Source organism: Streptomyces sp. NPDC003393, assembly GCF_053589015.1.
On record NZ_JBSFRB010000009.1, the window covers coordinates 195,236 to 207,302 of the forward strand.

The 12,067-nt window shown below is 73.2% G+C and carries 9 protein-coding genes and 1 rRNA gene; 5 read left to right on the forward strand and 5 right to left on the reverse strand.

Translation table 11 applies throughout. The features are described from left to right. Nucleotides 1–22 precede the first annotated feature (22 nt). The 4 genes from ACWDUZ_RS12750 to mtnA all read right to left on the reverse strand — a co-directional run bounded on the left by ACWDUZ_RS12750 (nt 23) and on the right by mtnA (nt 6,034). Nucleotides 23–1,864: an LpqB family beta-propeller domain-containing protein gene (locus ACWDUZ_RS12750; RefSeq protein WP_451631825.1), complete on the reverse strand. Its 1,842-nt coding sequence runs from the start codon at nt 1,862–1,864 to the stop codon at nt 23–25. Beyond that, nucleotides 1,854–3,977, reverse strand: a complete 2,124-nt coding sequence (mtrB, locus tag ACWDUZ_RS12755) for an MtrAB system histidine kinase MtrB (protein ID WP_451631826.1) — start codon at nt 3,975–3,977, stop codon at nt 1,854–1,856. The genes ACWDUZ_RS12750 and mtrB overlap by 11 nt, the downstream gene beginning before the upstream one ends. A gap of 1 nt (nt 3,978) precedes the next feature. Then, nucleotides 3,979–4,668, reverse strand: coding sequence for a two-component system response regulator MtrA (gene mtrA, locus ACWDUZ_RS12760; protein ID WP_003975799.1), 690 nt, complete (start codon nt 4,666–4,668; stop codon nt 3,979–3,981). A gap of 223 nt (nt 4,669–4,891) precedes the next feature. Next, nucleotides 4,892–6,034 carry an S-methyl-5-thioribose-1-phosphate isomerase gene (mtnA, locus tag ACWDUZ_RS12765; RefSeq protein WP_451631827.1) on the reverse strand — a complete coding sequence of 381 codons (1,143 nt, stop codon included), beginning with the start codon at nt 6,032–6,034 and terminating at the stop codon, nt 4,892–4,894. Between the two features lie 140 nt (nt 6,035–6,174). Here mtnA and ACWDUZ_RS12770 point away from each other — a divergent pair, with 140 nt between their 5' ends. From ACWDUZ_RS12770 to ACWDUZ_RS12790, 5 genes are read left to right on the forward strand one after another with little or no spacing between them, the layout of a single operon-like run. Continuing rightward, nucleotides 6,175–7,584, forward strand: a complete 1,410-nt coding sequence (locus ACWDUZ_RS12770; protein ID WP_451631828.1) for a glycerophosphoryl diester phosphodiesterase membrane domain-containing protein — start codon at nt 6,175–6,177, stop codon at nt 7,582–7,584. Between the two features lie 4 nt (nt 7,585–7,588). Further along, a complete protein-coding gene (locus tag ACWDUZ_RS12775) occupies nt 7,589–8,371 on the forward strand; it encodes a DUF4129 domain-containing protein (protein WP_451631829.1) in 783 nt (260 codons plus the stop codon). Then, nucleotides 8,368–9,582 carry a DUF4350 domain-containing protein gene (locus ACWDUZ_RS12780; RefSeq protein WP_451631830.1) on the forward strand — a complete coding sequence of 405 codons (1,215 nt, stop codon included), beginning with the start codon at nt 8,368–8,370 and terminating at the stop codon, nt 9,580–9,582. Before ACWDUZ_RS12775 ends, ACWDUZ_RS12780 begins: the two co-directional genes overlap by 4 nt. Then, nucleotides 9,582–10,571: an AAA family ATPase gene (locus ACWDUZ_RS12785; RefSeq protein WP_451631831.1), complete on the forward strand. Its 990-nt coding sequence runs from the start codon at nt 9,582–9,584 to the stop codon at nt 10,569–10,571. The genes ACWDUZ_RS12780 and ACWDUZ_RS12785 overlap by 1 nt, the downstream gene beginning before the upstream one ends. After that, complete coding sequence (locus ACWDUZ_RS12790; RefSeq protein ID WP_451631832.1) at nt 10,571–11,881, forward strand: DUF58 domain-containing protein; 1,311 nt, start codon at nt 10,571–10,573, stop codon at nt 11,879–11,881. The genes ACWDUZ_RS12785 and ACWDUZ_RS12790 overlap by 1 nt, the downstream gene beginning before the upstream one ends. A 93-nt stretch (nt 11,882–11,974) precedes the next feature. Here ACWDUZ_RS12790 and rrf read toward each other — a convergent pair. Then, nucleotides 11,975–12,067 (reverse strand): 5S ribosomal RNA (rrf, locus tag ACWDUZ_RS12795); the annotation flags it as partial.

A 12,067-nucleotide genomic window follows, 5' to 3' on the forward strand; every position in this document is an offset into this window, starting at 1 on the left:
CATCAGGTCACCCGGTGCCCCGTCACCCGGGATAGATCGGCGCCGACCCGTCCTTGACCACCTTCTGCCACTGCGCTCCGGCCGGCATCCGGACGATCCCGTCCTCCGAGTACGCCACCAGCGGCAGCTGGTCGTCCTCGGACGCGGCGATGGACTTCACGCCGGTCAGCGCGGCGGGCGCGGGGCCCTCCGGCGTGGACCCGTCGACCTGGACGTACCGCATCGTCTGCACGCCGCCCTCTTCGCGCCCGGCCACCACGAGCCGGCTGTCGCCCGCCCACGACATCGTCGTGACGTCCTCCAGCTCGGGCGCCGCGGACCGCAGTTCGAGCACCGACACAACCGGCCGGTCCCCGCTCGTGTCGTCCCGCTCGATCCGCCCGACGAGCAGCGACTTGCTGCCGTTCTTGTGCTCGACGACCAGCGCGATCCGCACCCCGTCGGCGGCCACCCGCACCGCGTCGATGCGGCCGTCCAGCCCCGGGACCCGCACCTCGAGCGGCTCGCCCATGCCCTGCTCCAGCACCTCCAGCCGCGGCCGGGCCGGGTCGCGGTCGGCGATCCACAGGTCACCGCGCGCGTCCCAGCTGGGCGGCGTCAGCCGGTCGTTCTCGGTCTTCCCCCGGCTCTGCACCACGGGGTCGCCGAGCGTGCCGCCGGGCACCAGCGAGCCGACGAACAGCGACTTCCGGTCGTAGCTGACACCCGCGGCGGTGCGCTCGTCCCATGACACCGCGGCCGACCTGAACTTCTGGGCGCCCTCGCCCAGCGCGCCCGGCACCGGGTCCGCCTGTGTGCCGGTACTGCCTCCGGCGATCCGCACCAGGCGCTGCCTGTCGTCAAGGAAGTACAGGTACTCGGGGCGCTTCATCGAGCCGCGCGTGGCGATGTCCTCGGCCGCCTCCTCGTCGAGCGTGCACAGCGTGCTGCCGTCGGGACGCTGCAACGTCACCGTGTCCACGGTGGGCGTCAGATTCCGCACTGTGAACAGCAGTTGGGTCGCCATCTCCCCGCACTGGCGCCGTCCGGCCCGGGACGCCTTCTGGTTGAGCGGCACCGTCAGCCTGTTCTGGTCGTCGGGGGTCAGCGCGGCGACGCCGTCACGCAGCGCGGTACCGGTCGGGAAGCTCGACCTGACCACCTGCCCGAGCCAGTGCGTGGGCCCCTCGAGGACGGAGCGCACCATCTGCGTCATCGCGTCCACCCGCCGGCGTACGTAGACGGGGTCGGCGACGGCCGTCGCCGGCGTACTCGCCGTCTGTGCCTCGGTGTTGGAGGCGAAGTAGTACTTGTCGACGGACACGTAGTTGCGCTGGAAGTCGGACCGCCCCATGACGACGCCCTGCGGCACCACGTCGATGCGCCACTGACCGTTCTTCTTGTTCCGCGTCAGATGCACCGGCTGGCTGTACTGGCCGCCGAGGGGCGCGTACGACTGCTGGTCGTCCACCCGGGCCACCTTGCTCCCGGTCAGCGTGAACCCGAACGTGTCGGTGGCCTCGCGTCCCGGCGTACGGTCGGCCTCGATGCCCGGTCCGTCGGACAGCACCGTGATGGAGCTCTCCGGCCTCCAGTTCCGCGCGGCGTCACCGGTCAGGTACTGGCGCGCCGTCGCGTACTGCGGGTCGTCGCTGGTCAGCGCCTCCAGGAAGCCCTGAAGGATCTCTGACGGCGGAGCGTTGTCCCCGGGTGGCATGGCGAACACCCGTACCTCGGTGTCCTGCCGAGGGGTGGACTCCACGTCCCGCAGATCCCCGCTGTCGGGCATCGAGGCACAGCCCGCCAGCAGGACGACCCCACAGGCGGCGTACGCCACCGCGCGCCACGGCCGACGCCGCGCGCCCCCCTCGCGGTCAGCGCCCACGAAATGCCTCCCCTTGCTGCTTCGGCTCCCCTGCCCCTGCTCCCTCGGGGGCCGCGGAGCTCGCGGTCCCGTCACCCGCCGGCTCCACGGCGGGCGCGCTCACCCGCGTCGGTGCGGGCGTGGACGTGGTGTCCGGCCGGCGCGTGCCCGAGGCGGGCCTGGGCACCACGCGCGCGCCGCTGCCGGGCAGCGCCGTCGGGTCGGCCGTGGGCGTCACGGTGGTCTGCCGGGCGGCTATCGGGTCCCGGCCGTCCCGGCCCGGCAGCGCCGTCCGCTCCCCCGGCTGCGCAGGCACGGTGGCCAGTTTGTCGCCGCCGCGCGGCGAACCGGCCTCGTCCAGGCCCCGGTTGCGGCGCGAGTCCTTGGGTTCCAGGGGTATCGGCGAGCCCCGCAGCGGCTCGTCCGCGGTCCTCGGCAGGGTCAGCCGGAACTGCGACCCGCCGCCCGGCTCGCCCCACGCCTGCAGCCAGCCGCCGTGCAGCCGGGCGTCCTCCAGGGCGATCGACAGCCCCAGCCCCGTACCGCCGGTGGTACGCGCGCGTGCCGGGTCGGCCCGCCAGAAACGGCTGAAGACGCGGGTCGCCTCGCCCGGCTTGAGCCCGACACCGTAGTCACGCACGGCGACGGCGACCGCGCCGCCCGCCGCGGCGAGCTTGACGACGACGTCCCGGCCCTCGCCGTGCTCGACGGCATTGACGACGAGGTTGCGCAGGACCCGCTCCACGCGCCGGGCGTCGGCCTCGGCGACGACGGGCTGCTCGTCGCCGACGATGCGGACGCGCGTGCCCTTGCGGTCCGCGAGCGGTTCGGCCCCGCTCACCACCCGCCGCACGACCTCGCGCAGGTCGATCGGCTCCGCCTCCAGCGCCGCGGCGCCCGCGTCGAAGCGGCTGATCTCCAGCAGGTCCGACAGCAGCGACTCGAAACGGTCCACCTGGTCGAGCAGCAGCTCCGCCGAACGCGCGGTGACCGGGTCGAAGTCCTCGCGGGCCTCGTGGATGACGTCGGCGGCCATCCGCACGGTCGTCAGCGGGGTGCGCAGCTCGTGCGAGACGTCGGAGACGAACCGGCGCTGCATCCGCGACAGGTCCTCCAACTGGTTGATCTTCAGCTGGAGATTCTGCGCCATCTTGTTGAAGGCCTCGCCCAGGCGGGCGATGTCGTCCTCGCCGGTGACCTTCATCCGCTCCTGGAGCCGCCCGGCCGACAGCCGTTCCGCGATCCCGGCGGCCATCCGCACCGGCGTGACCACCTGCCGCACCACCAGCCAGGCGATCGCCCCGAGCAGCACGACGACGAACAGACCGGCCGTCGCCAGGGTGCCCTTGACCAGGCTCAGCGACTTCTCCTCCTGGGTCAGCGGGAAGAGGTAGTACAGCTCGTACGGGTCGCCGTTCGGGTCGTTGACCTGCTTGCCGATGACGAGGGCGGGCTGGGGCTTCTTGTCGGTGCCCTTGTAGATGATCCGGGTGTAGCTCTGCGCGGCGGTCATGCTGCTGTTGATCCGCATCCGCAGGTCCTCGGGGATGCTCCCCGCCGGGTCCACGCCGCCGGAGGCGCGCGGGCCCCGCCCGCCGCCGCCGTTGTCGTCCGCGGGCAGCGTGACGACGTCGAAGGCGCCCTGGCCGCCACTGGAGAGCGACAGCACCAGCTCGCTCATCCACGAGATGACGTTCTGGGAGGAGTGGCCGTCTCCGGGGGCGCCACCGTCTTCGCCGGTGCCGGCCGCCGCTTCGTCGGCCTTCTGCTTGGCCACGGCGAAACCGCCGGTGGCCTGGCTCTGCGACGCCTTCACCTTCGCCTCGAGCAGACCGTTGCGCACCTGTCCGATGACGACGAAGCCCAACAGCAGCACCACGCCCAGCGACATCAGCAGCGTGGTGGCGACGACCTTCAGCTGGATGTTGCGCCGCCACAGCCGCATCACGGGCAGCAGCGGCCGGCGCACCCAGCGCAGCAGCAGGCGCAGCACCGGGCTGCCCTGCACCCCGCCACTCAGCAGTCCACCCTCGAAGAAACGTCCCCAACGAGAGCCCGCGCTCTTCCGGCCGACAGGCCGCTCAGCGCGGGCTCCGGTGCGACCGGGGACCGAAGCGGCGCTGTCCCCGGACATGTCAGCTCGGCCCGGCCTTGTAGCCGACACCACGGACGGTCACCACGATCTCCGGCTTCTCCGGGTCCTTCTCCACCTTGGAGCGCAGCCGCTGCACATGCACGTTCACCAGTCGCGTGTCGGCCGCGTGCCGGTAGCCCCACACCTGCTCCAGCAGCACCTCGCGGGTGAACACCTGCCAGGGCTTGCGGGCGAGGGCGACCAGCAGGTCGAACTCCAGGGGCGTCAGCGCGATCGACTGCCCGTCGCGCTTCACGGAGTGCCCGGCCACGTCGATGACGAGGTCACCGATGGCCAGCTGCTCCGGGGCGGGCTCCTCGGACCGGCGCAGCCGTGCCCGGATACGGGCGACGAGCTCCTTCGGCTTGAACGGCTTCACGATGTAGTCGTCGGCACCGGACTCCAGGCCCACGACGACGTCGACGGTGTCGCTCTTGGCCGTCAGCATCACGATCGGCACTCCGGACTCGGCCCGGATCAGCCGGCACACCTCGATGCCGTCCCGCCCGGGCAGCATCAGGTCCAGCAGCACCAGATCGGGCTTGGTCTCCCGGAAAGCCGCCAGCGCCTTGTCACCGTCGGCAACGAAAGACGGCTCGAAACCCTCGCCACGCAGCACGATCCCGAGCATCTCGGCCAGTGCGGTGTCGTCGTCGACGACAAGGACTCGTCCCTTCATAAACGACATCATCCCATTCTCGTAACGGTGGCGAAGATCCAGGTGAGGCACCTCACTGGCCTGTGACGATAGTCGTATCGAGCCGTCACTGTCTGCCTCTGCCGCCTCGAACAGCGAACGGCAAGGGTGACGAGGCCCCGGGAGCGTCTCGTCGATCATGCCGAACAGGGAGCGGTGGCCGGTTGACGGGGGTGCCTCCCCCACCGTTCAGGCGGTGCGGGAACGAGGCAGGGCGCTAGCCGGCGGCCGCCTGCGGCGAGCGTGCGCACAGCTCGGCCAGCCCCTTGGCGGTCACCGGGGACACCGTGCCCTCCTCGGTGACGATCGCGGTCACCAGCTCGGGCGGGGTCACGTCGAACGCCGGGTTGTAGGCCGGGGTGCCGAGAGGCGCGAGCGGGATGCCGCCGCCCGCTCCCATCACCGGAACCTGCGGGGCGACGAGCTCGGTCACCTCGTAGCTCGGCCGCTGCTCGACCTCGATGGAGGCTCCGTCCGGGGTCTCCAGGTCCACCGTCGTCACCGGGGCCACCACGATGAACGGCACATGGTGGTAGCGGGCCAGGACCGCCAGCGGGTAGCTGCCCACCTTGTTCGCCACCGAGCCGTCCGCCGCGATCCGGTCGGCGCCGACCACCACCGCGTCCACCTCGCCCGCCGCGAACAGCGAACCCGCCGCGTTGTCGGTGAGCAGGGTGTACGCCAGGTCGTTGCGGGCCGCCTCGTACGCCGTCAGCCGGGCCCCCTGGAACAGCGGCCTCGTCTCGTCCACCCACAGCCGCCTCAGCCGTCCCGCCCGGTGCGCCGCGAGCGCCACCGCGAACGCCGTCCCTTCCCCGCCCGACACCAGCGACCCGCTGTTGCAGTGCGTCAGGACCCGGTGCCCGCCGCCGGGCATCAGTTCGTCCAGCAGCGCCAGCCCGTGCCCGGCCATCCGCTCGCTGGCCCGCGCGTCCTCCTGGTGCAACTGCCGCGCCGCGGCCAGCGCCGCCGACGCGGCCTGCCGGGGATCACCGGTCCTGCCGAGAGCGGCCCGGTAGGCGGACTGCGCCCGCTGCACCCCGACCGACAGGTTCACCGCGGTGGGCCGGGCCGCCGCCAGCGCGGTCGACGCATCGTCCACGTCGAAGCCGCGTGCGGCGGCGAGCGCGACGCCGTACGCGCCGGCGATGCCGAGCAGCGGCGCCCCCCGTACGGCCAGCGACCGAATGGCCTCGACCAGCGCGGGCGCGTCCGTGCACACCAGCTCCATCTCCTCGGCGGGCAGCCGCGTCTGGTCGAGGAGGACCACGACCGGCCCCTCCGGCGGCTCCTCCCAGCGGATGACCGGAATTCCCGCCTGCCGGTTGTCGACACGGGTCTGCGCGTACTGATCAGCCATGCCGACAGTGTTCCCCGTATCGCGCGGACAATGGAAGGTACGCAGCCCCTACCGTGGCAGGTCACCCGAACACCGCCCCATGGCACGATGGCTGCCGACCTGCAGCCGCGACCGCGGACGGGCACCGTGAAGGAGCGACGATGAAAGACACTCCGGGCTGGGCCTCGCCCGGATCCGCCCCGTCCGACGGGCAGGAGACCGGCGCACCCCTCCCTGCCGACGCCGCCGGCCGCCCCGACCCCGCGCAGCCGGCACAGCCCGGGCAGCCCACGGACCGGCCGGGAACCCAGCCGCAGAGTCCCGGCGTGAAGTGGTCCAAGGAGCAGCCGCCGCCGGGCCAGTGGCCCGCGCCCACCGGCGCACCGGCCCCCGACCAGACCCCACCACCGCCGCCTCCGGGCCCCGGCTGGGGCACCCCGCCGCCCGGTGGCCACGGCGGACCAGGCAGCGGCGGATGGGGCGGCCCCGGATACGGCGGCCCAGGCAACGGCGGATGGGGCGGCCCGGGATACGGCGGCCCCGGTGGCTACGGCGCCTGGGGCGGCGGATGGGGCGGCCCGCCGCCCGCGGCCAAGCCCGGCGTGATCCCGCTGCGCCCGCTCGGTGTCGGCGAGATCCTCGACGGCGCGGTCTCCACGATGCGCACCCACTGGCGCACCGTGCTGGGCATCTCCCTCGTCGTCGCGGTCATCACCGAGATCGTGACGATCCTGGTGCAGCGCCTGGCGCTCCAGAACACCGTCGACAGCGACGCGCTCGACGACCCGAACGCCTCTCCCCGCGAACTGTTCCGGGCCATGGGCGACGCCCTGCTGGGCTCCGGCGTCCTCTTCGTCGTCTCCCTCGTCGGCACCGTTCTGGCCACGGCCCTGCTCACGACGGTCACCAGCCGGGCGGTGCTGGGCCGGCCGGTCACCGTCCGCGAGGCCTGGCGCGACGCCCGTCCCCAGGTGCTGAGACTGGCCGGGCTGATCCTCCTGCTGCTGCTCATCGGCATAGGCGCCCTCGCCGTGGGCATACTGCCCGGCATTCTCCTCGCCGTGTCCGGATCGCCCGCCGGCGGCACCGCGCTCGCCGTCCTCGGCGCCCTGGCCGGCGGTGTGGTCGCCGCGTGGCTGACGGTCCGCTTCTCTCTGGCCTCGCCCGCGCTCATGCTCGAGAAGCAGGGCATCAAGAAGGCCATGACCCGCTCGGCCAAGCTGGTCCGCGGCTCGTGGTGGCGGGTCTTCGGCATCCAGTTGCTGGCCGCGCTCATCGTGGGCGTCATCTCGGCGATCATCGTGATCCCCTTCGGCCTCCTCGCCGCGGCCTTCAGCGACGGCGGCGTCTCGGGCCTGTTCGACGGCAGCACCGACCTCGGCTGGACGTACCTGATCATCAGCGGGATCGGATCGGTGATCGGCTCCCTGATCAAGTTCCCGATCTCGGCCGGTGTCACCGTGCTCCTCTACATCGACCAGCGCATCCGCCGCGAAGCACTCGACCTCGAACTGGCCCGCGCCGCCGGGATCCAGGACAACGGCCCCGGCACGCCGGCCTCGGGGAGCTGATGCCGTGAGTCTGCCGGGGGGAGTTCTCACAGCACTGCCCGCGCTGCCGCGCGCGGCACACACCGCCGTGCGCACGCTGCTGGGCACGGACGGCAGATCCGCCCTCGGGGCGCAGCCGAGCCCGGGTGAACCGCCCGTGACCATCCCGCGCGACCCCGCCCGCGAGGCGGCCCGCCGCGAGCTGTCCAAACGCCTGTACCACGAGAACGACCCCGGCGTACTGCAACGCGTCCTCGACCACTTCTGGAACTGGGTCGGCGACCTGTTCGACTCCGCCTCGGCCGCCAGCCCCGGCGGGACCGTCGGCCTCGTCGTCGTCATCGTGGCCGTCCTCGCGGTGCTGGGCGCCCTGTGGTGGCGGCTGGGCACCCCGCACCGCGCCCCCGCCTCCGCTGCCGCACTGTTCGACGACCGCCCCCGCAGCGCCGCCGAACACCGGGCGGCCGCCGAGGCACACGCCGCCCAGGGCCACTGGAACCAGGCCCTGCAGGAACGCATGCGCGCCGTCGTCCGCTCCCTTGAGGAACGCGCCCTCCTCGACGTACGCCCCGGCCGCACCGCCGACGAGGCCGCCGCCGAGGCCGGCCGCGCCCTGCCGGCGCACACCGACCGGCTGCGCGCCGCCGCACGGGACTTCGACGACGTCACGTACGGCGGCCGCCGAGCCACCGAGCGGTCGTACCACCGCATCGCCGAACTCGACCGCGACTTGGCACGCACCAGGCCGCAGCAGACCGGCAGCGACCAGAGCACGGCCCCCACCAGCCGGCAGGGAGCCGCCGGATGATCCCCGAGGCCACCACCACGGCGCCGCCCTCGTCCCCGTCCACCTCGGTCTCGCCCACCGCCCGCCAGGTGTGGACCCGCGGGCGCGGCATCCTGCTCGCACTCGTGATCCTTCTCGTCGCGGGCATCGCCATGGCCGCACTCCGCTCCGGCGACCGGCACGGACGTCTCGACCCGCGCTCCGCCGACCCCTACGGCAGCCACGCCGTCGCCGCTCTCCTCGCCGACCACGGCGTGTCCACCCGCGTGGTCACCACCCTCGACCAGGCGCGTGCCGCGACCGGTCCCGACACCACCTTGCTCGTCGCCGTGCCCGACCTGCTGACCCGGAACCAGCAGTCCCGGCTGCACACGGCGACCACCGCCTCCGGCGGACGCACCGTGCTCGTCGCCCCCGGCACCCCCTCCGTCGGCGGCCTCGCTCCCGGCGTGACCGCCGATCCCGCACCCGGGTTCGACACCACCCTCGCCCCGGACTGCTCCCTGCCCGCGGCCCGCCGCGCGGGCACCGCGGAGACCGGCGACGGCGTCCGCTACTCGACCACCGTCCGGAACGCCGACTCCTGCTACCCCAGCGACGGCCTGCCCACCGTGCTGCGGATCCCGCACACCGCACACGGAGGCGACACCGTCCTCCTCGGCGCGCCCGACATCCTCTACAACGACCGCCTCGACAAGCAGGGCAACGCCTCGCTCGCCCTCCAACTTCTCGGCTCCCGCCCCCATCTGGTCTGGTACCTCCCCTCACTGACCGACGACTCCGCCCAGGACACCGGCGAGCGCGGCTTCTTCGACCTGCTGCCCTCCGGCTGGCTGTGGGGCACCCTCCAACTCTTCATCGCCGCCGCCCTGGCCGCCCTGTGGCGGGCACGTCGGTTCGGCCCCCTGGTGCCCGAGAAGCTCCCCGTCGCGATCCGCGCCTCCGAAACCACCGAAGGCCGCGCCCGCCTCTACCGCAAGGTCAACGCCCGTGACCGCGCCGCCGCCGCTCTTCGCTCCACCACGCGCACCCGCCTCGCCCCCCTGGTCGGCATCCCCGTCACCCAGGCACACACGCCCGAGACCCTGCTCCCCGCGCTGTCCGGCCGGCTCGACACCGACGGACAGGCCCTGCACGACCTTCTCTTCGGCCCGCCGCCCGGCGACGACGCGGCCCTCGTCTCCCTCGCCGACCGACTCGACGCCCTCGAAAGAGAGGTACGCCGTCCATGATGGACCCGACCACTGACAACGCCGGGCACACCGGGGACGCGGCCGGCGCACGCGCCTCCCTGGAGGCCCTGCGCGCCGAGATCGCCAAGGCCGTGGTCGGCCAGGACCCCGCCGTGACCGGCCTGGTCGTCGCCCTGCTCTGCCGCGGCCACGTCCTGCTCGAAGGCGTCCCCGGCGTCGCCAAGACCCTCCTGGTCCGCACCCTCGCCGCCGCCCTCGACCTGGGCACCAAGCGCGTGCAGTTCACCCCCGACCTGATGCCGAGCGACGTCACCGGCTCCCTGGTCTACGACACCCGCACCGCCCAGTTCTCCTTCCAGCCCGGCCCGGTCTTCACGAACCTCCTCCTCGCCGACGAGATCAACCGCACCCCGCCGAAGACCCAGTCGTCACTGTTGGAGGCCATGGAGGAGCGCCAGGTCACCGTCGACGGCACCCCGCGCCCGCTGCCCGAGCCCTTCCTGGTCATCGCCACCCAGAACCCCGTCGAGTACGAGGGCACCTACCCCCTCCCCGAGGCCCAGCTGGACCGCTTCCTGCTCAAACTGACCATCCCGCTGCCGTCCCGCCAGGACGAGATCGACGTCCTCACCCGCCACGCCGCCGGCTTCGACCCGCGCGACCTGCGCGCCGCCGGAGTACGCCCCGTCGCCGGCCCCGCCGACCTGAACGCGGCACGCGCCGCGATCGCCAAGACCACCGTGTCCCCCGAGATCGCCGCCTACGTCGTCGACCTCTGCCGCGCCACCCGCGAGTCGCCGTCCCTCACCCTCGGCGTGTCCCCGCGCGGGGCGACCGCCCTGCTGTCGACCTCCCGCGCCTGGGCGTGGCTCACCGGCCGCGACTACGTCATCCCCGACGACGTCAAGGCCCTCGCCCTGCCCACACTGCGCCACCGCGTGCAGTTGCGCCCGGAGGCCGAGATGGAAGGCGTGACGGCCGACTCCGTGATCAACGCGATCCTCGCCCACGTCCCGGTCCCCCGCTGATGGCGCTCACCGGACGTGCCGCCCTCCTCGCGGCGCTCGGCTCCCTCCCGGTCGGCATCTGGGACGCCGGCTGGACGGGCGTCCTCGCCGTCAACGCGCCGCTGGCCGTCGCCTGCGCCTGCGACTACGCACTCGCCGCACCGGTACGCCGCCTCGGCCTGACCCGCTCCGGCGACACCTCCGTACGCCTGGGCGAGACCGCCGACGTCACCCTCACCGTCACCAACCCCTCCCGACGCGTGCTGCGCGCCCGGCTGCGCGACGCCTGGCCGCCCAGCAGCTGGCAGCCCGGCACGGAGATGACGGCCTCCCGCCACCGGCTGACGGTGCCGCCCGGCGAACGCCGCCGCGTCACGACCCGCCTGCGTCCCACCCGCCGGGGTGACCGCCAGGCCGACCGCATCACCATCCGCTCGTACGGCCCGCTGGGCCTCTTCTCCCGCCAGGGAACCCACAAGGTCCCCTGGACCGTGCGCGTCCTACCCCCGTTCGCCAGCCGCAAGCACCTGCCGTCGAAACTCGCCCGGCTGCGCGAACTCGACGGCCGCACCAGCGTGCTCACCCGTGGCGAAGGCACGGAATTCGACAGCCTGCGCGAATACGTCCCCGGCGACGACACCCGCTCCATCGACTGGCGCGCGACAGCACGCCAGTCCACGGTCGCCGTACGCACCTGGCGCCCCGAACGCGACCGGCACATCCTGATCGCCCTCGACACGGGCCGTACCTCCGCGGGTCGTGTGGGTGACGCACCGCGCCTGGACGCCGCCATGGACGCGGCCCTCCTCCTGGCGGCGTTGGCCTCCCGCGCCGGTGACCGCGTCGACCTGCTCGCCTACGACCGCCGGGTCCGCGCCCTGGTCCAGGGCCGTACCGCCGGCCATCTCCTCCCGTCCCTGGTCAACGCCATGGCCACCCTGGAACCGGAGTTGGTCGAGACGGACGCCCGGGGCCTCGCCGCCACGGCCCTCCGTACGGCTCCGCGCCGCTCCTTGCTCGTACTGCTCACCAGCCTGGACGCTGCTCCTGTCGAGGAGGGCCTGCTGCCGGTGCTCCCGCAGCTCACCCAGCGCCACACGGTCCTGGTGGCCTCGGTGGCGGATCCCCATGTCGCTCGCATGGCCGCGGCCAGGGGGAACACGGAGGCGGTCTACGAGGCCGCGGCGGCCGCCCAGTCACAGACCGAGCGGCATCGGATCGCGGAACAGCTTCGCCGCCAGGGCGTCACGGTCGTCGACGCGACACCGGAGGCACTGCCGCCGGCGCTGGCGGACGCGTATCTGGCTCTGAAGGCGGCCGGCCGCTTGTGAGCGGTGCGTCGGTGACGCAGGGGGGTAAGCCCCTTGTTCCCCTGAACGCAGAAAGCCCCCGTGCCGAATGGCACGGGGGCTTTCTCAAGAATTGTTCGGCGGTGTCCTACTCTCCCACAGGGTCCCCCCTGCAGTACCATCGGCGCTGTAAGGCTTAGCTTCCGGGTTCGAAATGTAACCGGGCGT